The sequence below is a fragment of the Pseudoduganella sp. RAF53_2 genome, assembly GCF_052113985.1.
Classification (GTDB): Bacteria; Pseudomonadota; Gammaproteobacteria; order Burkholderiales; family Burkholderiaceae_D; genus Rugamonas.
Genome location: NZ_JBFRDW010000013.1, coordinates 1 through 24,340 on the forward strand (window position 1 = coordinate 1; position 24,340 = coordinate 24,340).

Consider the following 24,340-nt stretch of genomic DNA (forward strand, 5'->3'; position numbering starts at 1 on the left):
GTTCCAGCTGGCGCCGGCGCCGAGCATGGCGGCCATGGTGGCAATCACCGTGTCGCCTGCGCCGGACACGTCGAACACTTCAMGTGCATCGGCCGGAATGTGGAAGCGGTCATCGGCAGTGTACAAGGTCATACCCTCTTCCGAGCGCGTGAGCAGCAGCGCGTCCAGCGACAGTTCGGCGCGCAGGTTCTGCGCCTTGGTGGTCAGCTGATCCTCGGAGCTCCACGAGCCGACGATGCGCTTCAGTTCCGACTTGTTCGGCGTCAGCACGGTGGCGCCGGCGTAGCGCGAGAAGTCGTCGCCTTTCGGATCGACCATCACCACCTTGCCTTCAGCGCGTGCGGTAGCAATCATGTCCGCCACGTTGACCAGGCTGCCCTTGTTGTAGTCCGACAGCACCACCACGTTATAGTCCGGCRGCAGCGTCTTGTACTGCACCAGCTTATTGCGCAGGACCGTATCGCTAGGCGGCTCTTCAAAGTCGATGCGCACCATCTGCTGCTGGCGTCCGATCACGCGCAGCTTGATGATGGTGGAAATCGCCTCATCCCGCTTCAGATAGGAATGGATGCCGCCGCCTTCCAGCAGATTCTCCACTTCCGTGCCCGCTTCGTCCGCGCCCACGATGCCAAGCAGGCCCGCATGCGCGCCCAACGCGGCAGCATTGCGCGCCACGTTGGCCGCGCCGCCCAGGCGCGCTTCGCGCTTCTCGATGCGCACGATAGGCACCGGAGCTTCCGGCGAAATGCGGCTTACGTCGCCAAACCAGTAGCGGTCGAGCATGACGTCGCCGACGACGAGGATGCGGACTTTGTCCAAAGCAGGTGCTGGGTATTTGCTCATATCAGTTCATTACATTGAGTTCTTCGGTGCGGCGCGGCGGATAGGAATCCCAGCGGCTGCAACCCGGGCAGTGCCAGTAGAACTGGCGCGCCTTGAAGCCGCAGTGGCTGCACTGGTAGCGCGCCAGTTTCTGCGTGTAGCCGTGCACCAGGTTCTTCACCATCGACAGCTCGGACAGCACGCCGGCCGGCGCATCCATCATGCGCGCTTCCAGCAGCTTGTCCAGACCCAGCAGGGTTGGCGTGCGGCGCAGTTCGTCGGACACCACCTGCTTGGCGGCGTCCACGCCTTCCAGTTCGATCACGGCCTTGAACACGACCTCCAGCAGGTCGATGGAGGAAGCCTGTTCCAGATAGGACTTCAGCAGGCTAAGGCCTTCCTGCGGACGGCCCACCTTGCGGTAGCCATCCATCAGGCGCGTGGCAACCAGCGCCACATGCGGTACGCTTTGCTGCTCGACGCGGCGCCAGGTCTGCAATGCGGCTTCCACATCGCCGCGGCCCAGCTGCACGTCGCCGCACAGGATGGTGGCGCGCACGCTGCTGCGGTCTGCCTGAAGGGCTTTTTCCAGCATGGCTTCCGCATCGTCGTAATGCAGATGGACCAGCGCGTCCTGCGCCARCTCGCAATAGAACTGGGCGATCTCTTTCTGGCGCGAGCCGGCGCCTGCTTCCTGCAGGGCGACTGCCGCTTCAATGGCGCGCGGCCATTCCTTCTCGCGCTGGAAGATCTCCAGCAGCGCGCGGCGTGCCTGCGCGGCGAGGGAGGTATCCAGCAAACGCTTGTAGGTTTCCTCGGCGCGGTCCAGCAGGCCGGCCTTCAAATAGTCCTGGCCCAGCTCATATTCGGCCTGGGCGCGCTGCTCGGACGGCAGGTCGGGACGCGACAGCAGATTCTGGTGCACGCGGATCGCGCGTTCCGTTTCGCCGCGGCGGCGGAACAGCGTGCCAAGTGCGAAATGCATGTCGGCCGCATCGGGGTCCAGGCGTACCACGTCGATGAAGGAATCGATGGCCTTGTCCGGCTGTTCGTTCAGCAGATGGGTCAGGCCCTTGTAATAGCCGCGCGAGAGCTTGCCCGCATCGGACACCACGGCGCGGATATCGACGCGCGCGGCGATCCATCCGAGGCCGAAGAAGGCTGGGATGCCCAGCAGCCACCAGAGTTCAAATTCCATAGGACTTTTCTTTTAGATTTGCGTGTTGACGCTGTCCGGAGCCGGCTGCGTGGCGGCCTTCAGGGCCGAGCTTTGCAGGGACTGGATCGTGGTCTTTTGCTTGTTCGACTCGCGGCGGTGGCGGAACACGGTCGGAGTCAGGGCCAGAACACCAAGTACCGCGCCGGCCACAAAGAAAGCCAGCAGCATCAGCACCAGGGGGCCGCGTAATTCATAGTTGAGGAAGAGATGCAGGTCAACTTCCTGCGTGTTTTTGACGGCAAAACCGAAGAACAGGACAAATACAACAACGCCAATGGCGGTGGAAATAAATTTCATCGTCGTTCCAGTTAAACCCACTTCAAATGCAGGTGGCAGGCACGGCGTGCCAGCCCCCCTCGTCGGCGCCAATACAGGTGGCGGGCACCTCGTGCCTGCCACCAGCTTTTGCCGCTGGTTTTCTCAACAAAAAAGGGGCAGGCAAAAGCCCGCCCCTCCATTCTCCTTGCAGAGACTCAGTCCTCGATGATCGGTTGCCCGACCATCGCATCGACCCGCTCGCGCAATTGCTTGCCTGGCTTGAAGTGCGGCACCCGTTTTTCAGGGACCATCACTTTGTCGCCGGACTTCGGATTGCGTCCAATGCGCGGCGGCCGCGAATTCAGAGCAAAGCTGCCAAAACCGCGGATCTCGATGCGCTGGCCGCTCGCGAGAGCGGTGGTCATTGCATCGAGAATGGTCTTGACGGCGTACTCCGCATCTTTGGCCACCAGCTGAGAATAACGCTCAGCCAGGCGGTTGATCAATTCGGACTTCGTCATCTAAGCGCTCGGTAGATTAGTTCTTGTTGTCGAACTTGGCCTTCAGCAGTGCGCCCAGGCTGGTGGTGCCGGAAGCAGCGCTGGAGTCAGCGGACAGCTTCTGCATCGCTTCAGCGGTGTCAGCATTGTCTTTAGCCTTGATCGACAGCTGGATCGAACGTGCCTTGCGATCGATGTTGATCACCAGGGCTTCCACGGAATCACCAACCTTCAGGTGGGTGCCGGCATCTTCCACGCGGTCGCGGGAGATTTCGGAAGCGCGCAGGTAGCCTTCAACTTCTTCGGACAGCTGGATCACGGCGCCTTTAGGCTCAACAGCCTTGACGGTACCGGTTACCAGGGAGCCCTTGTCGTTCATGGCTGCGAAGTTGTTGAAAGGATCACCTTCCAGCTGCTTCACGCCCAGGGACACGCGCTCGCGTTCCACGTCGATCGCCAGAACAACAGCTTCCAGCTCGTCGCCCTTCTTGAACTTGCGCACGGCTTCTTCGCCAGCTTCGGTCCAGGACAGGTCGGACAGGTGCACCAGGCCGTCGATGTTGCCTGGCAGGCCGATGAACACGCCGAAGTCGGTGATCGACTTGATTGCGCCCTTGACCTTGTCGCCCTTCTTGTGGCTCATGCCGAAGTCGTCCCAAGGATTGGCCTTGCACTGCTTCATGCCCAGCGAAATACGACGACGCTCTTCGTCGATTTCCAGAACCATGACTTCCACTTCGTCGCCCAGTTGAACAACTTTGTTTGGCGCCACGTTCTTGTTGGTCCAGTCCATTTCGGACACGTGAACCAGGCCTTCGATGCCCTGTTCCACTTCAACGAACGCACCGTAGTCGGTCAGGTTGGTGACTTTACCGAACAGGCGGGTGCCTTGTGGGTAACGACGGGACAGACCGGTCCAAGGATCGTCGCCCAGCTGCTTCACGCCCAGGGACACACGGTTCTTCTCTTGATCGTACTTCAGGACCTTCGCGGTGATCTCTTGACCAACGGTCAGCACTTCCGATGGGTGACGCACACGACGCCATGCCAGGTCGGTGATGTGCAGCAGGCCGTCGATGCCGCCCAGATCCACGAACGCGCCGTAGTCGGTGATGTTCTTCACAACGCCGGTCACCACGGTGCCTTCTTTCAGGGTTTCCATCAGCTTCTGACGCTCTTCGCCCATCGATGCTTCGATGACAGCGCGGCGGGACAGCACGACGTTGTTACGCTTGCGATCCAGCTTGATGACCTTGAACTCCAGGGTCTTGCCTTCGTACGGGGTGGTGTCTTTCACCGGACGGGTGTCTACCAGCGAACCTGGCAGGAAAGCACGGATGCCGTTGGTCAGAACGGTCAGGCCGCCCTTGACTTTGCCATTGACGGTACCAACGACGATCTCGCCGGATTCCATTGCTTTTTCCAATGCCAGCCACGATGCCAGGCGCTTAGCCTTGTCACGGGACAGGATGGTATCGCCGAAACCATTTTCCAGCGATTCGATGGCCACGGAAACGAAGTCACCTACTTTGACTTCCAGTTCGCCTTGGTCATTCTTGAATTCTTCAACAGGGATGAAAGCTTCCGATTTCAGGCCGGCGTTGACGATAACAAAGTTGTGGTCCAAACGCACGACTTCAGCGGAGATCACTTCGCCAGAGCGCATGTCTTGACGCGACAGGGACTCTTCGAAGAGGGCTGCAAAACTTTCCATTGTTAATTCCAGGTTAGCCAGTAAGGCCCGCACGATGCGGCTTCAACTGGGTTGAGGGTTGAACAAAACTGCGCACAAACAGCTACTTATTTGCTGCCGGCTGCATACCATTTCAAGACCTGCTCGACCGCTTCATCAGCCGTCATCGCAGAGGTATCCAGCACATGGGCATCCGCCGCCGGCGCCAGCGGCGCGATGGCCCGGTTCATATCCCGGTCGTCGCGCGCTTTCAAATCCGTCAGCAGATCTAGCATATTAGCAGAAATTCCCTTACCGATCAATTGCTTATAGCGACGTTCGGCCCGCGCTTCGACGGAAGCGGTCAAAAACACCTTCAAAGGGGCGTGCGGGAAGATCACCGTGCCCATGTCGCGGCCGTCCGCCACCAGGCCCGGGGTCTTGCGGAAGCTCAGCTGCAAGCCATACAGCGCCTGGCGCACGGCGGGCAGCGCCGCGATTTTCGATGCCGTATTGCCAACTTCTTCCGCGCGGATGGCGTCAGTGACGTTTTCTTGCGACAGGAAGATGGCTTCGCCCGTGAAATGGATGTTCAGGTGCTCGGCCAGCTTGGCGATGCCGTGTTCGTCGTCCAGCCGGGTGCCGCGGCGCAGGGCTTGCAGCGCGGTCAGGCGGTACAGGGCGCCGGAATCAAGRAGGTGGAAACCCAGTTTGTCCGCGACCTTGTGGGCCACGGTGCCCTTGCCGCTAGCGGTAGGGCCGTCGATGGTGATGACAGGGATGTGGGATGTCGGCATGAATGTCAATATATCAAACTAAAACCCAAGGCTTGAACCTGGTGGCTGCCACGGCGTGGCAGCCACCCGTTTTACGCCTCTGGTTTTAAAAACTTTCGCGGCGCGCAATGGCGGCGAAGGCGGCGAAATACTCAGGGAAAGTCTTGGCGACGCATTTCGGATCGTTGATACGCACCTCGGTGCCGCGGCGGATCGCGCCGTCCAGCGAAGCGAGGGAGAAGCACATCGCCATGCGGTGGTCGTCGTAGGTGTCGATTTCGGCCGGCTGCATGGATGGCGGCGGCGTCACTTTCAGGTAGTCGGCGCCCTCCTCTACTTCCGCGCCCAGCTTGYGCAGCTCGGTCGCCATGGCCGACAGGCGGTCGGTTTCCTTCACGCGCCACGAAGCGATATTGCGCAGAGTGCTGGGGCCATCGGCATACAGGGCGGCGACCGCAATGGTCATGGCTGCATCAGGAATATGGTTGAAGTCCATGTCGATGGCCTTCAGCGGGCCACTCGGTGCACGCGATTCGATCCAGTTGTCGCCCATGGTGATCTGCGCCCCCATCTTTTCCAGCGCATGCGCGAAACGCACATCGCCCTGGATGGAGTCGCGGCCGACGCCTTCCACGCGCACCGGACCACCGGCAATCGCGCCGGCTGCCATGAAGTAGGACGCGCTGGAGGCGTCGCCTTCCACGTGGATATTGCCGGGGCTCTGGTACACCTGGCCTGCGGGGATGGTGAACGATTCCCAGCCATCCTGCTCAACGGTGACGCCAAAGCGGCGCATCAGGTTCAGGGTGATTTCGATGTAAGGCTTGGAAATCAGCTCGCCCTCAACCGTGATGGTGATGGCTTTATCGCGCGCCATCAGCGGCGACACCATCAGCAGCGCCGTCAGGAACTGGCTGGACACATTGCCGCGCACCGACAGTTTATTGGTGGTGAACGCGCCGGTGTGGATGTGCAGCGGCGGGAAGCCTTTGTTGCCGGTGTATTCGATGTTGGCGCCGACAGCATTCAGCGCGTCCACCAGGTCGCCGATCGGGCGCTCGTGCATGCGCGGCACACCGTGGATCTTGAAGTCGCCGCCAATCACGGCCAGGGCCGCAGTCAGCGGACGGATGGCGGTGCCGGCATTGCCCATGAACAGATCGGCAGTGCGGTTCGGGAAGGACCCGGCCACGCCCTGTACGCGGTGAATGGTCTGCGCGTTGCCGTGCACGGCGGACGGCGCTTCTTCCTGCCATTCCACGCCCAGCGAACGCAGTGCGGCCAGCATCACGGCGGTGTCATCGGACGCGAGCAGATCGACGATCTTGGTCTCGCCTTCCGCCAGCGCGGCCAGCAGCAGGATGCGGTTGGAAATACTTTTCGAACCTGGCAGGCGTACCACGCCTTCAACGTGGCTGACCGGCTGCAGGTCGAGGTAATGCGGGTAATCGGTCATGCTTGTTCCTTGCGTTTATTCAGCGGCCGAATCCTTCGGCTGCGGCGTTTCGGCGGCCTCGATGGCTTCGATCCATTGCTTGCGCGCACGTTGCGCGCTGGCATACACGGATTCGAGGGAGGCGGCGTCGCCGGCGGCCAGGCTGGCGCGCAAACGGGTTAATTGTGCCAGATATGCATCCAGCTCAGTCAGGAGAGCGGCCTGGTTGGCGAGGCTGATGTCGCGCCACATTTCAGGCGAGCTGCCGGCGATACGGGTGAAGTCGCGGAATCCGCTGGCAGCATATTGGAACAGCAGGCCTGAGTGGGGCTTGTTCGCAATGTCATCCACCAGCGCGTAGGCCAGCAGATGGGGTAAGTGGCTGACGGCGGCGAAGACTTTGTCGTGCTCCTCCGGCGTCAAGGTATGGATGATCGCGCCGCAGGCTTTCCAGGCGGCGGCGACGCGGTCGACGTCTTCTTGCGCGTTTTCGGGCAGCGGCGTCAGCACGGCTTTTTTGCCGACGTAGAGGTTGTCGATGGCGGCATCCGGGCCGTTGGTTTCGCGGCCTGCGATCGGGTGCCCGGGGACGAACTGGCGCACACGCTCGCCCAGCGCGCGGCGCGCGGCGGCGACGACGTCGGACTTGGTGCTGCCGCCGTCGGTGACGATGGTGCGTGCGTCCAGGTGCGGCAGGATGGCGGCCAGGATGCGCTCGGTCTGCGCGACCGGCGCGGCGAGGAAGACCAGGTCGGCGTCCCGCAGCGCTTCTTCCAACCCAAGTCTTAAACCTGGTGGCTGCCACGTCGTGGCAGCCACCTGCTTCACGCCGCTGGTTTCGGTTTGAGCCGGCAGCACGCAGCTGTCGATGATGCCCAGCTCCAGCGCGCGCCCCAGGAAAGCGGGCGAACGGTCAACGCCGACGATATGCTTTGCTGCGCCGGCCTTTTTCAGCGATCGCGCAAACGATCCACCGATCAGGCCGACGCCGAAGATGACTACCTTGTTAAGCACGGTCCTCCGCCAGCGCCTTCTGCAGCGCGGTAATCAGCACCGCGTTCTCCTGCGGCAGGCCGATGGAGATGCGCAGCCACTGCGGCAGGCCGTAGTTGCCCACCGGACGAACGATCACGCCCTGCTTCAGCAGCGCCAGGTTCACGCGCGCACCAGCGCCAGCGTCGTTGCCGACTTTGACCAGCACGAAGTTGCCGTGCGAAGGCACGTACTCCAGGCCCAGCTCCTTGAAAGCCTGAACGAACTGCTCGTAACCGGCAGCGTTGTTCTGCGCCGACTTGGCCAGGAATTCCTTGTCGTTCAGCGCCGCAATCGCAGCGGCCTGCGCCAGCGAGTTCACGTTGAACGGCTGGCGGATGCGGTTCATCAGATCGGTCAGTTCCGGCTGCGCCAGCGAGAAGCCCACGCGTAAGCCTGCCAGGCCGTAAGCCTTGGAGAAGGTACGCGACACCAGCAGGTTTGGATACTGTTTCACCCAGACCGCGGACTCGTACTGGTCCTCAGCGGACAGGAATTCGTTGTAAGCCTCGTCCAGCACTACCACCACATTCGACGGCACCTTCTTCAGGAAGGCTTCGATCTGCGGACCAGGAATAAACGTGCCGGTCGGATTGTTCGGATTAGCGATGAAGACAACCTTGGTGTCGGCTTCAATGGCAGCGGCCATGGCATCCAGATCATGGCCATAATCCTTGGCCTTCACCACGATGTGGCGCGCGCCAACACCCTGGGTCGCCAGTGCGTACACTGCGAAGGAGTATTCGGAATACACGATCGACTGGCCGCGTTCGCAGAAAGCGTGGGCCGCGATTTCCAGAATATCGTTGGAGCCGTTGCCCAGGGTGATCCAGTCCATTGGCACGTCATAGCGCTTGGACAGAGCAACCTTCAGATCGTAGGCATTGGCATCAGGATAGCGGCCCAGTTCCGCCGCAGCGGCGACCATGGCCTTTTGCGCCGATTCCGGCACACCAAATGGATTTTCGTTCGAAGCCAGTTTAACGATGGCTTCTTCGTTCAGGCCAAACTCGCGTGCCACTTCAGAGATGGGCTTACCTGCTTGATAGGGAGCGATTGCACGAACGTATTCAGGACCGTATTGCTTGGACATGTTCAATTCTCTTGGTTTCAGGTGAGGCTGGTCGGGTAAGAGCCCAGCACTTTGAAGAAGGCGGCGTTGTCCTTGAGTTCAGCCAGCGCCTTGGCCACGGCCGGGTTCTGGACGTGTCCTTCGATATCAACGTAAAAATAATACTCCCAGGTGCCCATGCGGGCCGGGCGGGATTCGAAGCGCGTCATCGACACGCCGTGCGTGGCCAATGGCGCCAGCAGCTGATACACGGCACCCGCCTTGTTCGGCACCGCCAGCACCAGCGAGGTGTGGTCGCTGCCGGAAGGACCGGTCTGCAGCTTGCCGATCACGGCGAAACGCGTGCGGTTGTGCGGGTCGTCCTGGATATGGCCTTTCACCACACCCAGGCCGTACTTGCCGCCTGCCAGTTCGCTGGCAATCGCCGCGATGCTGGCGTCGTCGCCCGCCATGCGCGCCGCTTCCGCGTTGGACGCAACGGCACGGCGCTCGATGTTCGGGTAATTCTGGTTCAGCCATACCTGGCATTGCGCCAGCGCCTGCGAATGAGCGCAGATGGCGGTGACGCCGTCCATGGTGCCGGTCTTCGACATCAGGCTGTGGTGCACGGCAATCGCCACTTCGCCACTGATGATGCAAGGCGTCGTCAGCAGCAGGTCCAGCGTGCGGTTGATGGCGCCTTCGGACGAGTTCTCGACCGGCACCACGCCGAAATCGGCGGTGCCGGCTTCCGTCGCTCGGAACACTTCATCGATGGACTGGCAAGGCAGGCCTTCCACGGCCGTGCCGAATTGCGCATACACCGCTTGCTCGCTGAAAGTGCCGGCCGGGCCGAGATAGGCCACGGTCACGCGGCGCTCCAGCGCGCGGCAGGAGGACATGATTTCGCGGAAGATGGACTGCACTTCCTTGTCGCCCAACGGACCCGGATTGCGCTCGGCCACGCCGCGCAGCACCTGGGCTTCGCGTTCGGGACGGAACACAGGCGCGTTGGTTTCGGCCTTCACATGGCCGACTTCCTGCGCGACTTTGGCCCGCTGGTTCAATAAATCGAGGAGCTGCGCGTCGATCGCATCGATCTTCTCGCGCAGGGGCTTCAGTTTGTCTGTCATTCGTTAACGTATTTAAAGTGCCGTTGGCTTCTTTTAAAACCCACGGCTGAAACCTGGTGGCTGCCACGCCGTGGCAGCCACCTGCTTTACGCCGTGGGTTCTAAGAACTCAGCGGCCCGCAAACTCATTCAGGTAGTCGACCAGGGCTTGCACGCCCTCGATCGGCATCGCGTTATAGATCGATGCCCGCATACCACCGACGGACTTGTGGCCCTTCAGCTGCAGCAGCCCGCGCGCCTTCGCGCCGGCCAGGAATGCTTCGTTCTTCGACTCGTCACGCAGATAAAACGGTACGTTCATCCGCGAACGGTTCTCTTTCGCGACACGATTCTGGTAGAAGTCGTCCGCGTCCAGTGCCGCATACAGCAGCTCTGCTTTTTCAATATTACGCTTTTCCATAGCCGCTACACCACCCTGCTGCTTCAGCCATTTGAAGACCAGGCCCGCAATGTAGATGCCGTAGGTAGGCGGCGTGTTGAACATGGAGTCGTTCTCGGCCACCGTCTGGAAGTTCATCGCCGCCGGCGTAATCGGCAGCGCTTTACCCAGCAGGTCGTCGCGGATAATGACTACCGTGACGCCAGCCGGACCGATATTTTTCTGCGCGCCGCCGAAGATCACGCCGTACTTGCTGACGTCCACAGGGCGCGACAGGATGTGCGAAGACATGTCCGCCACCAGCGGCACATCGCCCTGCACGGTCGGGACGAAGTTGTATTCGACGCCGTCGATCGTCTCATTGGTGCAAATATGCACGTACGCGGCATCGCGGGAGAGCTTCCACGATTCCTGCGGCGGTACGCGCGTGAAGCTTTCCGCCTGGGCCGATGCCGCCACGTTCACCGTCGCATAGCGCGCCGCCTCCTTCAGCGATTTGCCGGACCAGGAACCTGTGTGCACGAAATCGACCGTGCGGCCGGCCGTGCCGACCAGATTCATCGGCACAATCGCGTTCTGCGACAAGCCGCCGCCCTGCATGAACAGGATCTTGTAATTGGCCGGCACCGACAGCAGCTCGCGCAAGTCGTGTTCGGCCTCGCGGTAGATGGACAGGAACTCCGGACCGCGGTGGCTCATCTCCATGACGGACATTCCGCTGCCATGCCAATCCAGCATTTCGGCAGCTGCCTGCTGCAGCACTTCTTTCGGCAGCACGGCCGGACCAGCAGAGAAGTTGTAGATGTTCGTCACGTCAAATCCTCGTCAAATCATTTGTTGTTCTTCAACTGCTGCAAAGCCTTCTGGATGCGTGGACCAGCAATGCGCTGGCCGATGCTCATCGCTTCCTGCATGATCTGCGGGATCACCTTCAGGGTCTTGGCGCCGACCGGGGTGCGGTAGAAAGCGGCCATCTGCTTCAGTTCATCCACGGTGAAATGGCGGGCATACAGCGGAACCATTTCCTTTTCCATGTCTGCCACCAGGCTCGGATCGGCGAACACGGTCTGCAATGCCGAAGACACTTTTGGCAGCTCGGCTTCCACGGATGCCAGCTTCTCGGCCTTCTGCTTGTCATCCAGCTGAGGGTTGGCCTTGATGGCCGCTTCGGCCTGACGATGCATCATTTCCGGCATGGACTTCGCCATCTGATCGAAAGCGGCGCGCGTGGTTTCCTTGTAATGCATGGCATCCATCAGGTCGCGCACGGCGGCGATGGTCTTTGCATCAGCCTGGGGCTGGGGTGCGGCCTGCTGTGCTGCGGCAGGGGCGCCATATGCGATGGACAGAGAAGCGAACAGGATTGCGGCGATTTTTTTCATAATGTCGGTCCTAAAATGATTAACGGGCCCGGTCCGATCACTCAGACGGGGCCCGCCGGGCTACTGCTTTATTCGGCTTGCGGTTCGGGCGCGCCGCCGGTATCTCCGGCTTCCACTTCCGGTTCGTCCAGGTCGGCTTCCACAATACGCTGCAGGCCGGACAGCTTGGTACCGTCCTCCACTGCGATCAGGGTCACGCCCTGGGTCGCGCGGCCCATCTCGCGGATCTCGGAAACGCGGGTGCGGATCAGCACACCGCCGGTCGTGATCAGCATGATCTCGTCCGCCGAATCGACCAGGGTCGCGGCCACCACCTTGCCGTTACGCTCGGAAGTCTGGATCGCGATCATGCCCTTGGTACCACGGCCGTGGCGGGTGTACTCGGTGATCGGCGTACGCTTGCCGAAGCCGTTCTCCGTCGCGGTCAGTACGGACTGCTGCTCGTTTTCCGCAACCAGCAGCGCGATCACGTTCTGGCCTTCTTCCAGGTTCATGCCGCGCACACCGCGCGCGGTACGGCCCATCGGACGCACATCGTTTTCGTCGAAGCGCACTGCCTTGCCGGCGTCGGAGAACAGCATCACGTCATGCGCACCATCGGTCAGCGCGGCGCCGATCAGGAAGTCGCCCTCGTCCAGGTCGACGGCAATGATGCCGGCCTTACGCGGGTTGCTGAAGTCCTTCAGCGGCGTCTTCTTCACGGTGCCCAGGCTGGTAGACATGAAGACGTAGTGATCTTCCGGGAAGGTGCGGTTTTCGCCGGACAGCGGCAGCACCACGGTGATCTTCTCGTTGTCCTGCAGCGGGAACATGTTCACGATCGGCTTGCCGCGCGACGTACGCGAGCCTTGCGGCACTTCCCACACCTTCAGCCAGTACAGGCGGCCGCGGTTGGAGAAGCACAGGATGTAGTCGTGCGTGTTGGCGATGAACAGCTGGTCGATCCAGTCTTCGTCCTTGGTCGCTGCCGCCTGCTTGCCGCGGCCGCCGCGCTTCTGCGCTCGGTATTCGGACAGCGGCTGGGCCTTCATATAGCCCATGTGGGACAGGGTCACGACCATGTCCTGCGGCGTGATCAGGTCTTCGGTTTCCAGATCGGTCGCGTTGTTCTCGATGTTCGAACGGCGTGGGTCCTTCTCGCCGTATTCGTTCTTCGCCAGGGTCAGTTCGTCGGTGATGATCGCGGTCACACGGGCCGGCTTGGCCAGAATGTCCAGCAGGTCGGCGATCAGGGACATCACGTCCTTGTATTCGTTAACGATCTTGTCCTGTTCCAGACCGGTCAGGCGCTGCAGACGCATTTGCAGGATTTCGCCTGCCTGGTCATCGGACAGCTTGTACAGGCCATCGGCCTGCATGCCGTAGTGCTTCGGCAGGTGCTCAGGACGGAAGGCGTCGATGCCCGCCTGGCCTTCTTCGCCGGTACGCGCCAGCATCTCGCGCACCAGGGACGAATCCCAGGCCTTGGCCATCAGCTCTGCCTTCGCGATCGGCGGCGTTGGCGCAGCCTTGATGATGGCGATGAATTCGTCGATGTTGGCCAGCGCAACTGCCAGGCCCTCCAGCACGTGGCCGCGTTCGCGCGCCTTGCGCAGTTCGAACACGGTACGGCGGGTGACCACTTCGCGGCGGTGCGAGAGGAAGGTCGCCAGCATGTCCTTCAGGTTCATCAGCTTCGGCTGGCCGTCCACCAGGGCGACCATGTTCATGCCGAAGGTGTCCTGCAACTGGGTCTGCTTGTACAGGTTGTTCAGCACCACTTCCGGTACTTCACCGCGCTTCAGCTCGATCACCACGCGCATGCCCGACTTGTCGGACTCGTCGCGGATGTCGGAAATGCCTTCCAGCTTCTTGTCGCGCACGTTCTCGGCGATGCGCTCCAGCAGGGACTTCTTGTTGACCTGGTACGGCAGCTCATCGACGATGATCGCGATGCGGCCGCCTTCCTTGCCGTATTCCTCGAAGTGGGTCTTGGCGCGCATCACCACGCGGCCACGGCCGGTGCGGTAGCCATCGCGTACGCCGGACACGCCGTAAATCGTGCCGCCGGTCGGGAAGTCCGGCGCCGGGATCAGTTCGATCAGTTCGTCGATCGAGCAATCCGGGTTGGACAGCACGTGCAGCGCGCCGTTGATCACTTCCGTCAGGTTGTGCGGCGGGATGTTGGTGGCCATACCCACGGCGATACCGGACGAACCGTTGATCAGCAGGTTGGGCAGGCGGGTCGGCAGAACGGTCGGCTCTTTTTCCTTGCCGTCGTAGTTGGGCGCGAAATCGACGGTTTCCTTGTCGATGTCGGCCAGCAGTTCCTGCGAAATCTTGTCCAGGCGGCACTCGGTGTAACGCATTGCCGCCGCGTTGTCGCCGTCGATCGAGCCGAAGTTACCCTGGCCGTCCACCAGCATGTAGCGCATGGAGAAGTCCTGCGCCATACGCACCAGCGTGTCGTAAATCGACGCGTCGCCGTGCGGGTGGTACTTACCCATGACTTCACCGACCACACGGGCACATTTCACGTAAGGGCGGTTCCAGACGTTGTTCAGTTCGTGCATCCCGAACAGGACTCGGCGGTGTACCGGCTTCAGGCCGTCGCGCGCATCCGGCAAGGCTCGGCCTACGATCACGCTCATGGCGTAATCGAGGTAGCTCTTGCGCATCTCTTCTTCGAGGGAAATAGGGATTGTTTCTTTTGCGAATTGATCCATTGGCGGGTCGATCTGTTGTCTAGCGTTAGTTAGCGTTGCTGCGAGGATGCATGGCACACAACCCTACGATTTTAGCACGTGGGATACCGCACCGGACGAAAGTAACCGTATTGACACATTTAGCAATTATTATGTTGCATTGGTTGCAAGAAAACAACGTTTTGGTCGAACCAGCCAATCGGCCCTTTTGCGCCGCTTTTTTTGGGATTTCTGGAAATGTGGCAAAATGGACGAGAAATTAATTAGTTTCACCCCAAGAAAGGATAATCAAAATATGAAAAAACTGATCACTACGATGTTCGCCGCTTCGGCCCTGCTGGCTGGCTCCGTGCTCGCACAGGAAAAGCCGACCGCGCCGCCGTTCGCGCCTGTGACCCAGGACATCAAGGCCCCGACTCCTAAGAGTGCCTATGTGCAAGATGCCCGCGGCATTATCGCCCGTGATCCCTTCGGTCTGTGCTGGCGCACCGGCTACTGGACTCCGGCTGACGCCGTGCCAGGCTGCGATCTGCCGCTGTGCACCCCGCCGGAAGAACTGAAAGACGGCAAGTGCGTTGCTCCTCCACCACCACCAGCACCGGAACCAGTTGCACCAGCACCGGCTCCTGCGCCAGTGGTTGCGGCTCCAGTTGCCACTTCCGAGAAAGTGTCCTTCGCTGCTGACGCATTCTTCGACTTCGACAAAGCTGTTCTGAAGCCAGAAGGCAAGGCCAAGCTGGACGACCTGTCCTCCAAGCTGGGCGGCATCAACCTGGAAGTGATCATCGCTGTGGGTCACACCGACTCCGTTGGTACCGACGCTTACAACGACAAGCTGTCCCTGCGCCGCGCTGAAGCTGTGAAGTCCTACCTGCTGAGCAAGGGCATCGAAGCGAACCGTGTGTACACCGAAGGTAAAGGCGAGAAGCAGCCAGTAGCGGACAACAAGACCGCCGCCGGCCGCGCGCAGAACCGTCGCGTGGAAATCGAAGTCGTGGGTACCCGCTCCAAGTAATACCCTGCGCGAATCCGCGCATACGACTCAGCCCCGCCTCCGAGCGGGGCTTTTTTTTGCGTAGAACCCACGGCAATCCCAAGTGGCAGGCACATCGTGCCTGCCACTCGCTTTACGCCTCGGGTTTTAATTGCTTGACCTTCACGTTACGTGAGCCTTGAAGATGCAGTCATGTACACCGTAAAACAGCTCTCGCGCATGACGGGCGTCACCACCCGCACCCTGCGCTACTACGACGAAATCGGCCTGCTGAAGCCCACCCGCATCGGCGACAACGGCTATCGCTACTACGACGACAAGGCCGCGCTGCGCCTGCAGCAGGTACTGTTCTACCGGGCGATGGACGTGCCGCTGGCGGYGATCTGCAGCATCATGTCCGATCCCGGTTTCGACGTGCTGGCGGCGCTGCAAAGCCACAAGGCCGAGCTGAATGCACGCCAGTCGCACCTGGAGCAGCTGATTTCGACGGTGGACCAGACCATCCTCCATCTGAAAGGACAGCAAACGATGAAAACAGCACAACTCTTCGACGGTCTGCGCGAGCAGCACAATCCCCACCAGGCCGAAGCCGAAGCCAGATACGGCAAGGAAGCAGTGCAAGCCTCCGCCCAGCGCTGGCAGAGCCATTCGAAAGCCCAGCAGGAAGAACTGATCGCGGAGGGCAATGCCATCTTCTCCGAACTGGCCGCCGTCATGCACCAAGGCGCCGGCAGCCCACCGGTGCAGACCCTGGTCGCGCGCTGGCACCAGCATCTGCGGCATTTCTGGCCGGCCGAGAAAGAGCACTTACCTAACCTGGCCGCCACCTACCGCGACGACGTCCGTTTCCGTAGCAATTTCGACAAGATCGATCCCGATCTGGCCCCGTTCATGGTGGAAGCGGTCTGCCTCTATGCCGCAAGTTGAAGCTGAGGCTGAAGCGCGCGCCGCTGCCGGGCGGGCAATGTTAAAACGGCGGCATCTCAAGACAAGGAGATGCCACCATGCCTACACTGACACCAGCAGCCGAACTCGCCGCAGCCAATAGCCATCCTTATCCAAACGACAGCGCCGACTACCGCGCCGCCCGCACTGCCCTGCTGGCGGAGGAAATCGAACTGCGCCGCCACATCGAGCGCGTGGCAGAACAACGCCGCAAGCTGCCGATGGGCGGCGAAGCACGCAATTACACCTTCCTCGATGAAAACGGTAAAACTCTCACTTTGGCCGATATGTTCGGGCGGCACGACACCCTGCTCACCTACTTCTGGATGTTCGGCCCGCAGCGGGAACGGCCCTGCCCCATGTGCACATCCTTCCTCGGAGGCCTGGACGTCCCGTCCGCCGACCTGACGCAGCGCATGGCGCTGGCCATCATTGGCCGCTCCCCGGTCGCCCGCCAGTTGGCCTTCGCGCGCGAGCGCGGCTGGCGCAACTTGACGTTCTACCAATGCGTCGGCGACGACTTTCCGCGCGACTACCGCGGCATCGCCCCGGATGGCAGCGAGTGGGCAGCGATGGATGTTTGGGTCAAACGCGACGGCAAAGTGCTGCATTTCTGGGGTGGCGGCGAAATGGGCGGCACACAGGACCCCGGCCAGGACCCGCGCGGCGCGCCTGATCCGACGATCTTATGGCCCCTGCTCGACCTCATCCCCGCCGGCCGCGGCACCGACTGGTACCCCAAGTTGTCTTACACCTAAGCGCATGCAGGCGGCGGATCAATGATCCGCCCTACGCCCCGGCGCACTGTTGCAGGGCGGGTCATCGATCCGCCGTGCGTGCTTGGGACAGCGCAAATGTCCTGCTATGATGCGCCCTATGAACGCCGATCCATTAGAACTGCAAAAATTCAGTGAGCTGGCCCACCACTGGTGGGACCCCACGTCCGAATTCAAACCACTGCACGAGATCAATCCGCTGCGCCTGGAGTGGATTAACGCGCGTGCCCCGCTGGCGGGCAAGAACGTGATCGACATCGGCTGCGGTGGCGGCATCCTGTCCGAATCCATGGCGCGCAAAGGCGGCAAGGTAACGGGCATCGACCTGTCCGAAAAAGCGCTAAAGGTGGCCGATCTGCATAGCCTGGAATCCGGCGTGCAAGTGCGCTATAAGCTGATCGCCGCCGAAGACATGGCCGCTGCCGAGGAAGGCCAGTTCGACGTGGTCACCTGCATGGAAATGCTGGAACACGTGCCCGATCCGGGCGCCATCGTGCGCGCCGCCGCCAGGCTGGTGAAGCCGGGTGGCAAAGTGTTCTTCTCCACCCTGAACCGCAATCCCAAGGCCTACCTGTTCGCCGTGATCGGCGCCGAGTACCTGCTGCGCATGCTCCCCAAGGGCACGCACGATTACGAAAAATTCATCACCCCAGCCGAGCTGTCGCAATACATCCGCAGCGCCGGCCTGCAGGTCGATGCCATGAAAGGCCTGGGCTACAACCCGCTGACCAAGGTCTACTCGCTGAACGACGACACCAGCGTCAACTACATGGTGGCGTGCACTCGCACTGAATAAAGCATGAACCTGACATCCGTCCCGCGCGCCATCCTGTTCGATCTGGATGGCACCCTCGCCGACACGGCGCCAGACCTGGCTGCCGCGATCAATCTGCTGCGCACCGTGCGCGGGCTGGAACCGACGCCGTATGAGCTGCTGCGTCCCGAAGCATCGGCGGGCGCGCGCGGCATGATTGGCGTGTCCTTCGGCCTTAAGCCGACGGATGACGGCTTCGAGGAACTGAAACAGGGCTTCTTCAACAACTACGAAGCCGCGATGGCCGTGCACAGCACCCTGTTCGACGGAGTTGCCGAACTGCTGGCAGGCATTGTGGATGCTGGCCTGTGCTGGGGCATCGTCACCAACAAGCCGGCCCGTTTCACCGATCCGCTGGTGCCGCAGATCGGCCTGGGACTGGCCGGCTGCATCATCTCCGGCGACACCACGCCTTACGCCAAACCGCACCCTGCTCCGCTGCTGGAAGCGGCCACCCGTCTCGGCATCGCGCCGCAGGACTGCTGGTACGTGGGTGACGATCTGCGCGACATCCAGGCTGGCCAGGCTGCCGGAATGGCAACTGTCGCCTGTCAATGGGGCTACTGCGGCACCATCGAACCGGCCAGCTGGGGCGCCGACCATTTGCTGGCAACGCCCGCAGATTTGCTGGCGTTGATACGCGCGACTGTACCATCTCCGACACCATTAGCCGCCTAAAGTTTGCGATTTCGCAAGACTATACAATTTTAGTATTGCCCCTCGGCAACCGGCAGGCGTACCATAAGAAGAACGTTTCTTAACTACAAGAAGAAAACCGACTCTTATTCGGAGACCCTGCATGACCGGCGATGAACCAAGCGAGCTAGCACTTCCCCCACGCGCAACAGCACCACAGCGCTGGGAAGCCACGGTCGCCGAAGCCAACTTTTACTGGTACGACTTGCTGGTGAACGACCCGCAAGTGCCTGATTTCCGTGATCCGATCGGCCGCTACCAGCGCCGCATGCAGTTCGCGCTCGACGCGACGATGGAAAAGCGACTGCTGTTCTTCCTGGTCGGCCGCGAGCGCCTGCGCTTCGACGTCAAGAAAGGCACGAGCTGGGGCTTCTTCGGCCTGAAACTGTCGGTGCCTGTCCTGATCGGCAAGGACGAGCGCAAGCAGAGCTTCAACATCGAACTCAAGCCGCCGTTCGAAGCCACTTTCAAGAAACCGCTGGTCACGCTGAACGACAAATACCTGTCCCTGAACTGGGGTTCACTGACCGAAGTGTTCTCGGTGCACGACCTGGTCCAGCAATTCGACACCGGCCTCTCCTTCCCCAGCAAAGTGCTGATGATTGGCCAGACGCGCGACCCGGCCGCCAAGCTGGCCAAGGGCCGCCACATGGCCATCAACCGCGTCTGCGAAGAGGTGGAAACCGAACTCGACTGCTTCCTGCTGATCAAGCGCATGAACGTGGCGGTTGAGACGACGGCCACCGACATGTCCGAAGAGGCCTCGCAGCGCACCCACGTGGACGTGCTGGAAGCCGTCCTGATCCGCTACTTCGAAGGCGAAAAGCCGCGCGGCCGTAGCGTAATCGACACCAGCACCCGCACCGAGCGCCTGAAAACGCTGGTCGATACCTATCAACTGGAAAACCTGGTCATCGACCTCGGCTTCAAGGACGCCGACGACTTCCACGACCTGATGTCCGCGGAAGTCCCCAAATCCCGCCGCCACCTGCTCGACTGCGCCTTTGCCGACGGCGAAATTTCCATCGCCACCCTGCCGGAAAAATCCCGCCCGCTGGTCGAGCTGGAGCACTGAAACAGCAGGGCTAAGGCTTGCAGCGTATTTGAATGTCGTGCTGCCCGACGTATTGCCCCTTGCGGTAGACGAAGGTACACGACTTCACCGACTCGGGCAGTCTCATCCCCAGGCTGACCTGATCGCCCTCCCCGTACATACAGGCCAGCCATTTACCGTTGGGGAATTGCCCGTCCAGCTCATAGGTGCGCGACCACTCTCGCTTGGCGCTGCGCTCTGTAAAATCAGCCAACTCTCCCAACTGCTCGGGTGGTCCATTCGTTGGCGCCGCGGAGTGCAAGTACAAGGGCGCGCCAACGTATACCTTCCATTCCGGCGCGACGTCCGTTAAGTGAATCGACTTTTCCGGAATTGACGCTGGGCACTCAAACACCTGTGCACTCGTTGTCCCCACGGCAGCGCATGCCAGCGCCAGCATTAGAACGCCTCGAATTTTCATCACTCACTCGATGACAAAGAACGCGTCGGCGTTGTCACTCGGGTGCCTGAAGTTGCCATTCTTGTCCTTGCCTAGCGACGAAATATGGAGCATCGAAATCTTCGTCTTGCCTTCAGCCTTCCATTGATCGACAACATAGATTCCGCCAAGACCCTGCCTCACGTACAGCGCGGCATGATTGCCGTGCGAACGGTTGGCATATCGTCCCTTCACGAAGGTAGCGATTGCGGTGCCGGTCTTCAGCTGCTCGTTGCCGAGCACCGCTTCGCCCTGGCGCCATCTGGAGGTTACTGGCGCTCCCGCATATTCCTGAACCAGAGCCACGCACTGGCGAGTCCCCACGACCGGCTTACCCTTCAGTTCCGCTGCTTTCGAGTAGACATAGGCCATGATCGAGCTCCGGTATCTGCATATAGGAACTCGACTTTAGGACTGCTCAGTTTGCGGCAATTTGCCAAGCCGCAAAGTTCAAGCACTCTGCGGCCGTCGACTTGATGGAAATCATGTAGAATAGAGCTTCCTTCTGTGGGGACGACCTGGTTTCGACGTGGGTTGCAAAGCAGAACAGGGCATACCGAGGGCTGGTTACCTCGTAAATACACCCAGAAACAAACTAACTGCAAACGATTCTTCGTACGCACTGGCTGCTTAATGCACCAGCTCAACAACACCTCGTCCTTAGGGTGTGGCCGCAAGGCCGGTTGAGTCATTTATAAGGACTCGGACTACGAGGGGTCACTTCGAGTAGTCCTAAATCTAAGGTGAATCGCCCGTCCAAAGCGTGCTCGTCCGCGTTGTACGGGTTAAATTAATTGGCAGAGCTAAGTATGTAGAACTGTCTGTAGAGTGCTTGCGGACGCGGGTTCGATTCCCGCCGTCTCCACCACCGAACAAAAAATTAGGGCTCCAAGCGCAAGCTTGGGGCCTTAATTTTTTGTTCGGCAGCGCAGAGTTGGCGGAATCAAATCCGCGGCCGGCACGGGCGCGGGGCGAGGCGGGGAATTCGGCTCGCATGCGAGCCGCCCGCGAAGCGACTTGCGCTTGCAAGCGCAAGGCTCTCCGATTCGCCCATTCTCGAAATCGCGTCGCGATTTCGCGCCGCGTCAGCGGCTCACGGCAAGCTCAGCCGCAGTAACTTGCAGATCCCTGTCGTCTTCCACCAACACGATCCCCGCTCATTGAAATCCTCAATCGCTACAGCAAAGCAGGCGTGGTAAGGTAAGGGACACACCTGATAAGTCGCCGGGCCAATCGCAGCCAGGCGAAAATGGAGACAGTCGTGCTTTTAAATCTTCAGGAACGCCGTATGTGCGTTGGTCTGGCAGGTGTCATTGATGACGCCCTCGATTTGGCCGAGGAATGTGGATGGCGCTACGCAATCGCCTACCTCATTAGCGAAAGAGTTCCCTCGCCAATCATTCAACGGCTCCTTTCGGGAAATGGTCGCGTTCGGCGCACCGCCGAAACGAGCCGCGAAGAATCTCCTTCGTGGCATGGGTCCAACGCCGATGAGATGAACCGTTTGTTCGACTGGTTGCAGCAGCGCAGGTCGGGCCAGACATGCCGTCAGAACAGCACGCCGCTCGCTTCGCGCGCAAGCGAACAATACGACGAAATCTGCTGACGCCGCCCGGCATTTCTACCGGGGCTCTTTCCTTCGATCGCCGGAGCGCTTTAGCGGCAGCTGGAATTCGCGCGTCTCGTGAATGGGCCTGGAAAAGATTGACGTGATCAGGTTTGCGGGTAGCCCTGCACTCCAGGCAGTGCGGTAGGCAAAGTCGTCGCCAAACGCGGCTCTGGCTGATATGGCGACTGCCACTTTTGAAGCCGTCAAGTCATCATTACGTCTCACAACACTGTTCATTCACTGCCCCTGCGCTAAGTCCTTGGAGAAGCCTAACGTCTCCCAGCGCAGATTGGCGCACGGATTCATTCCATTCGACGACGTCGCAAATTCAATTGAACCTTTCAAGCGTGACGTGGAATAAACCTCCACCACCATCGAAAGGAACAGCCATGAATCTCCGACCCTTGCTCGCCGAAAAGTTTGCGACTGGCATCGCGGCCATTATCGTGGGCGCGGTGTTAGTGGCTTGCGGTGGCAGCGACAACAATATGTCGCCGACGCCGATGCTTACTCCGACACCGACTCCAACGCCAACGCCAACGCCCACCGTACTGTCGAACTTCAAGACCACTAGCCTGGTGGCCGACACTGCCGCGGCTGGCGCGGCACACACCGATCCCAAGCTCGTCAATGCCTGGGGCATCGCCTTCAATCCAACAGGTTTTGTGTGGGTGGCCAATAACGGCACCGCCAGCTCAACGCTGTATGACGGCAACGGCGTGCCGCAAACGCTGATTGTCACGACACCTGACGATCCGACCGGCATCGTCTTCAACAGTACGCAAGACTTCAAGATCACCCAGAACGGTGTGACCGCGGCCAGCCCATTTGTCTTTGCGACGGAAGGCGGCATGATCGCGGCGTGGTCGCCAACGGTGAATCGCACCGCCACTGTTACCGTGTACGACGGCAGCTCGGCCAGCAAAGTGTACAAAGGCATTGCCATGGCAAGCTATCTTGGCCTGAACTACCTGTATGCGGCGGACTTCCACAACAACGCGATCAGCGTCTTCGATAGCAACTTCGCTCCGGCCGTGCTGCCGGGCCAGTTTAAGGACCCCAACCTGCCGGCTGGCTATGCACCGTTCAACATTCAGGCAATTGGTGGCCGCCTTTACGTGACATTCGCAAAGCGTCCTGCCACGGGTGATGATGAGGTGCACGGGGCTGGTTTAGGTGTTGTCAGCGTATTCGACACGAGCGGTAATTTTGTGATGGAGCTGACGACAGGCGGTGCGCTGAATGCGCCATGGGGTTTGGCAATGGCGCCTGCCAACYTCGGCGGGGCCAGCAATATGCTCCTCGTGGGGAACTTCGGCGATGGCAAGATCAACGCCTACAATCCGACTACTGGCGCGTTTGCCGGGACGCTGGCTAAGTCGGACGGCACACCCATTGTGATTGATGGCTTGTGGGGTATCGCGTTTGGTCCTGGCGTGAACAGCCAGCCGACTAATACTCTCTTCTTTACGGCTGGCCCTGGCGATGAAGCCCACGGGCAGTATGGCCGCATCGATATGCAGTAGGCACCATTACACGGCGCGTCTCCGAGCTTGAACCAGGAGCGCGCCGGCGGCGATTATTCTGCGTCAAATTCAGCGGCGGCTTTGGCTGACCACAGCGCCTGGTTGTAAGTAGGGAATGGGATGTCGTATTTGTCGACGCTGCCGTCTTCGGCGATGAAGTAGGTCCACCAGCCTGCGGGGTCAGGCACGATCGCGATGTCTTTCGGCTTGCAATGCTCCATGAGATCGTCGCCCTGTTCGAGGGTGACAATGCGCGTTTTGCGGTGACTGATCAGCGTGGCCATGCACGCATTGTATGCCAATTCCTAACCTTGTCTCATCATTTAAAATACTGATGAGATGACTGCCCTAATACTTCTACCCGGAATGGATGGGACCGGCACTTTGTTTGCCGATCTCGTGTCGGTGTTACCGCCGGATTTGCGGCCGGTGGTAGTGGCATATCAAGTACACCGTCCGCTCAACTATGCGGAGCTAACGCAATTTGTCAGCGCGCAGTTGCCGAGCAACGAACCTTACATACTGCTCGGCGAATCGTTTTCTGGGCCGGTCGCCATTAGCCTTGCGGCCAAGCGGCCTGGCGGGCTAGCCGGCCTCGTTCTGTGCGCTACGTTCGCCAAAAACCCACGGCCTGAATTAGCGCCACTGCGCCCACTGCTGGGTATTCTGCCTTTTCCATCGTGGTTGCTGTCCTTAGTTGCTCCATTCCTACTGTCCTCGAATCGTGATAAACGATTGATGCGAGAGCTGCGTAACGCTGCCGCATGCGTCGATGCACGCGTATGGCGCGCACGTTTACGGGCGGTGTTAGATGTTGATGTATCCACTGAGCTTAGGAGTATTGAGGTCCCGATTTTATATTTGCAGGCAGCGGATGACCGGCTCGTGCCTTCTTCGGCTGCACGGTTCATCGCAGATCAAGTACCGTCGGTGGAAGTTCTTCAGATTGACGGTCCGCACTTACTTTTGCAGACGCAGCCGCGTGCATCAGCGGCCGCAATCAGCGCCTTTATGCGTCAAATCCCCGCCTGACAGTAAGGGCATTTTGCCCATCAGTACGGGGAATTACGTACATTCATTTATGGTACTCATTGACTATACTCAAG

The 24,340-nt window shown here is 60.4% G+C and carries 25 protein-coding genes and 1 other RNA gene; 10 read left to right on the plus strand and 16 right to left on the minus strand.

What is annotated here, in order from left to right; genetic code table 11:
• From rfaE1 to gyrA, 13 genes are all read right to left on the minus strand, one after another.
• On the minus strand, window positions 1–843 hold an 843-nt coding region (gene rfaE1 / locus AB4Z11_RS01600), incomplete at its 3' end, for a D-glycero-beta-D-manno-heptose-7-phosphate kinase (RefSeq protein ID WP_442022259.1).
• Between the two features lies 1 nt (window position 844).
• On the minus strand, window positions 845–2,020 hold the full coding sequence (gene lapB / locus AB4Z11_RS01605) for a lipopolysaccharide assembly protein LapB (protein WP_442022261.1): 1,176 nt from the start codon (window positions 2,018–2,020) through the stop codon (window positions 845–847).
• A 12-nt stretch (window positions 2,021–2,032) separates the two neighbouring features.
• The gene (locus tag AB4Z11_RS01610; protein ID WP_442022263.1) at window positions 2,033–2,338 is read right to left on the minus strand and encodes a LapA family protein; all 306 of its coding nucleotides are present in this window, start codon (window positions 2,336–2,338) and stop codon (window positions 2,033–2,035) included.
• A 176-nt stretch (window positions 2,339–2,514) separates the two neighbouring features.
• Window positions 2,515–2,820: an integration host factor subunit beta gene (locus tag AB4Z11_RS01615; protein WP_107141261.1), complete on the minus strand. Its 306-nt coding sequence runs from the start codon at window positions 2,818–2,820 to the stop codon at window positions 2,515–2,517.
• Window positions 2,821–2,836: 16 nt separating this feature from the next.
• On the minus strand, window positions 2,837–4,513 hold the full coding sequence (gene rpsA, locus AB4Z11_RS01620; protein ID WP_442022265.1) for a 30S ribosomal protein S1: 1,677 nt from the start codon (window positions 4,511–4,513) through the stop codon (window positions 2,837–2,839).
• 86 nt (window positions 4,514–4,599) lie between these two features.
• Window positions 4,600–5,268, minus strand: a complete 669-nt coding sequence (gene cmk / locus AB4Z11_RS01625) for a (d)CMP kinase (RefSeq protein ID WP_442022267.1) — start codon at window positions 5,266–5,268, stop codon at window positions 4,600–4,602.
• Between the two features lie 85 nt (window positions 5,269–5,353).
• On the minus strand, window positions 5,354–6,703 hold the full coding sequence (gene aroA, locus AB4Z11_RS01630) for a 3-phosphoshikimate 1-carboxyvinyltransferase (protein ID WP_442022269.1): 1,350 nt from the start codon (window positions 6,701–6,703) through the stop codon (window positions 5,354–5,356).
• A 15-nt stretch (window positions 6,704–6,718) separates the two neighbouring features.
• Window positions 6,719–7,696 carry a prephenate dehydrogenase gene (locus AB4Z11_RS01635; protein ID WP_442022271.1) on the minus strand — a complete coding sequence of 326 codons (978 nt, stop codon included), beginning with the start codon at window positions 7,694–7,696 and terminating at the stop codon, window positions 6,719–6,721.
• Window positions 7,689–8,807: a histidinol-phosphate transaminase gene (gene hisC, locus AB4Z11_RS01640; RefSeq protein WP_442022273.1), complete on the minus strand. Its 1,119-nt coding sequence runs from the start codon at window positions 8,805–8,807 to the stop codon at window positions 7,689–7,691. The genes AB4Z11_RS01635 and hisC overlap by 8 nt, the downstream gene beginning before the upstream one ends.
• Window positions 8,808–8,824: 17 nt before the next feature.
• Entirely contained in the window at window positions 8,825–9,898 is a 1,074-nt protein-coding gene (pheA, locus tag AB4Z11_RS01645) for a prephenate dehydratase (RefSeq protein ID WP_442022275.1), read from the minus strand.
• A gap of 108 nt (window positions 9,899–10,006) precedes the next feature.
• On the minus strand, window positions 10,007–11,089 hold the full coding sequence (serC, locus tag AB4Z11_RS01650; RefSeq protein ID WP_442022277.1) for a 3-phosphoserine/phosphohydroxythreonine transaminase: 1,083 nt from the start codon (window positions 11,087–11,089) through the stop codon (window positions 10,007–10,009).
• A 17-nt stretch (window positions 11,090–11,106) separates the two neighbouring features.
• Window positions 11,107–11,658 (minus strand): DUF2059 domain-containing protein, encoded by a 552-nt coding sequence (locus tag AB4Z11_RS01655; RefSeq protein WP_442022279.1) that lies wholly within the window; start codon window positions 11,656–11,658, stop codon window positions 11,107–11,109.
• A 68-nt stretch (window positions 11,659–11,726) separates the two neighbouring features.
• On the minus strand, window positions 11,727–14,363 hold the full coding sequence (gene gyrA / locus AB4Z11_RS01660) for a DNA gyrase subunit A (RefSeq protein ID WP_442022281.1): 2,637 nt from the start codon (window positions 14,361–14,363) through the stop codon (window positions 11,727–11,729).
• 274 nt (window positions 14,364–14,637) lie between these two features.
• On the opposite strand from gyrA, the gene ompA reads away from it, so the two are divergent.
• The 6 genes from ompA to AB4Z11_RS01690 all read left to right on the plus strand — a co-directional run bounded on the left by ompA (window position 14,638) and on the right by AB4Z11_RS01690 (window position 19,642).
• Window positions 14,638–15,357: an outer membrane protein OmpA gene (ompA, locus tag AB4Z11_RS01665; protein WP_442022283.1), complete on the plus strand. Its 720-nt coding sequence runs from the start codon at window positions 14,638–14,640 to the stop codon at window positions 15,355–15,357.
• Window positions 15,358–15,528: 171 nt separating this feature from the next.
• Complete coding sequence (locus AB4Z11_RS01670) at window positions 15,529–16,263, plus strand: MerR family transcriptional regulator (protein WP_442022285.1); 735 nt, start codon at window positions 15,529–15,531, stop codon at window positions 16,261–16,263.
• Window positions 16,264–16,340: 77 nt separating this feature from the next.
• Window positions 16,341–17,039 carry a DUF899 family protein gene (locus AB4Z11_RS01675; protein ID WP_442022287.1) on the plus strand — a complete coding sequence of 233 codons (699 nt, stop codon included), beginning with the start codon at window positions 16,341–16,343 and terminating at the stop codon, window positions 17,037–17,039.
• A 118-nt stretch (window positions 17,040–17,157) separates the two neighbouring features.
• Entirely contained in the window at window positions 17,158–17,853 is a 696-nt protein-coding gene (gene ubiG / locus AB4Z11_RS01680; protein ID WP_442022289.1) for a bifunctional 2-polyprenyl-6-hydroxyphenol methylase/3-demethylubiquinol 3-O-methyltransferase UbiG, read from the plus strand.
• 3 nt (window positions 17,854–17,856) lie between these two features.
• A complete protein-coding gene (locus AB4Z11_RS01685; RefSeq protein WP_442022291.1) occupies window positions 17,857–18,549 on the plus strand; it encodes an HAD family hydrolase in 693 nt (230 codons plus the stop codon).
• A 121-nt stretch (window positions 18,550–18,670) separates the two neighbouring features.
• On the plus strand, window positions 18,671–19,642 hold the full coding sequence (locus AB4Z11_RS01690) for a hypothetical protein (RefSeq protein ID WP_442022293.1): 972 nt from the start codon (window positions 18,671–18,673) through the stop codon (window positions 19,640–19,642).
• A gap of 10 nt (window positions 19,643–19,652) precedes the next feature.
• On the opposite strand, the gene AB4Z11_RS01695 is transcribed toward AB4Z11_RS01690, so the two are convergent.
• Both AB4Z11_RS01695 and AB4Z11_RS01700 read right to left on the minus strand, forming a co-directional pair.
• Entirely contained in the window at window positions 19,653–20,060 is a 408-nt protein-coding gene (locus AB4Z11_RS01695) for an STY0301 family protein (RefSeq protein WP_442022295.1), read from the minus strand.
• Between the two features lie 24 nt (window positions 20,061–20,084).
• Entirely contained in the window at window positions 20,085–20,471 is a 387-nt protein-coding gene (locus AB4Z11_RS01700; RefSeq protein ID WP_442022297.1) for a BPSL0067 family protein, read from the minus strand.
• Between the two features lie 137 nt (window positions 20,472–20,608).
• Between AB4Z11_RS01700 and ssrA the strand changes: the two genes are divergently transcribed.
• The 3 genes from ssrA (at window position 20,609) to AB4Z11_RS01715 (ending at window position 23,234) form a co-directional block, all read left to right on the plus strand.
• Window positions 20,609–20,967: a transfer-messenger RNA gene (gene ssrA, locus AB4Z11_RS01705) on the plus strand.
• A 381-nt stretch (window positions 20,968–21,348) separates the two neighbouring features.
• Window positions 21,349–21,705 (plus strand): hypothetical protein, encoded by a 357-nt coding sequence (locus AB4Z11_RS01710; RefSeq protein ID WP_442022299.1) that lies wholly within the window; start codon window positions 21,349–21,351, stop codon window positions 21,703–21,705.
• 392 nt (window positions 21,706–22,097) lie between these two features.
• Window positions 22,098–23,234: a TIGR03118 family protein gene (locus tag AB4Z11_RS01715; protein ID WP_442022301.1), complete on the plus strand. Its 1,137-nt coding sequence runs from the start codon at window positions 22,098–22,100 to the stop codon at window positions 23,232–23,234.
• A gap of 53 nt (window positions 23,235–23,287) precedes the next feature.
• On the opposite strand, the gene AB4Z11_RS01720 is transcribed toward AB4Z11_RS01715, so the two are convergent.
• Window positions 23,288–23,518, minus strand: coding sequence for a hypothetical protein (locus AB4Z11_RS01720; RefSeq protein WP_442022303.1), 231 nt, complete (start codon window positions 23,516–23,518; stop codon window positions 23,288–23,290).
• A gap of 55 nt (window positions 23,519–23,573) precedes the next feature.
• Here AB4Z11_RS01720 and AB4Z11_RS01725 point away from each other — a divergent pair, with 55 nt between their 5' ends.
• The gene (locus AB4Z11_RS01725; RefSeq protein WP_442022305.1) at window positions 23,574–24,266 is read left to right on the plus strand and encodes an alpha/beta fold hydrolase; all 693 of its coding nucleotides are present in this window, start codon (window positions 23,574–23,576) and stop codon (window positions 24,264–24,266) included.
• Window positions 24,267–24,340: the final 74 nt, after the last annotated feature.

Coding starts and splice junctions, on each gene's coding strand:
- AB4Z11_RS01610 (WP_442022263.1), bottom strand. CDS start 2,338: ATGAAATTTATTTCCACCGCCATTGGCGTTGTTGTATTTGTCCTGTTC.
- AB4Z11_RS01615 (WP_107141261.1), bottom strand. CDS start 2,820: ATGACGAAGTCCGAATTGATCAACCGCCTGGCTGAGCGTTATTCTCAG.
- rpsA (WP_442022265.1), bottom strand. CDS start 4,513: ATGGAAAGTTTTGCAGCCCTCTTCGAAGAGTCCCTGTCGCGTCAAGAC.
- hisC (WP_442022273.1), bottom strand. CDS start 8,807: ATGTCCAAGCAATACGGTCCTGAATACGTTCGTGCAATCGCTCCCTAT.
- pheA (WP_442022275.1), bottom strand. CDS start 9,898: ATGACAGACAAACTGAAGCCCCTGCGCGAGAAGATCGATGCGATCGAC.
- AB4Z11_RS01655 (WP_442022279.1), bottom strand. CDS start 11,658: ATGAAAAAAATCGCCGCAATCCTGTTCGCTTCTCTGTCCATCGCATAT.
- gyrA (WP_442022281.1), bottom strand. CDS start 14,363: ATGGATCAATTCGCAAAAGAAACAATCCCTATTTCCCTCGAAGAAGAG.
- ompA (WP_442022283.1), top strand. CDS start 14,638: ATGAAAAAACTGATCACTACGATGTTCGCCGCTTCGGCCCTGCTGGCT.
- AB4Z11_RS01675 (WP_442022287.1), top strand. CDS start 16,341: ATGCCTACACTGACACCAGCAGCCGAACTCGCCGCAGCCAATAGCCAT.
- ubiG (WP_442022289.1), top strand. CDS start 17,158: ATGAACGCCGATCCATTAGAACTGCAAAAATTCAGTGAGCTGGCCCAC.
- AB4Z11_RS01685 (WP_442022291.1), top strand. CDS start 17,857: ATGAACCTGACATCCGTCCCGCGCGCCATCCTGTTCGATCTGGATGGC.
- AB4Z11_RS01690 (WP_442022293.1), top strand. CDS start 18,671: ATGACCGGCGATGAACCAAGCGAGCTAGCACTTCCCCCACGCGCAACA.
- AB4Z11_RS01695 (WP_442022295.1), bottom strand. CDS start 20,060: ATGCTGGCGCTGGCATGCGCTGCCGTGGGGACAACGAGTGCACAGGTG.
- AB4Z11_RS01700 (WP_442022297.1), bottom strand. CDS start 20,471: ATGGCCTATGTCTACTCGAAAGCAGCGGAACTGAAGGGTAAGCCGGTC.
- AB4Z11_RS01710 (WP_442022299.1), top strand. CDS start 21,349: ATGGAGACAGTCGTGCTTTTAAATCTTCAGGAACGCCGTATGTGCGTT.
- AB4Z11_RS01720 (WP_442022303.1), bottom strand. CDS start 23,518: ATGGCCACGCTGATCAGTCACCGCAAAACGCGCATTGTCACCCTCGAA.
- AB4Z11_RS01725 (WP_442022305.1), top strand. CDS start 23,574: ATGACTGCCCTAATACTTCTACCCGGAATGGATGGGACCGGCACTTTG.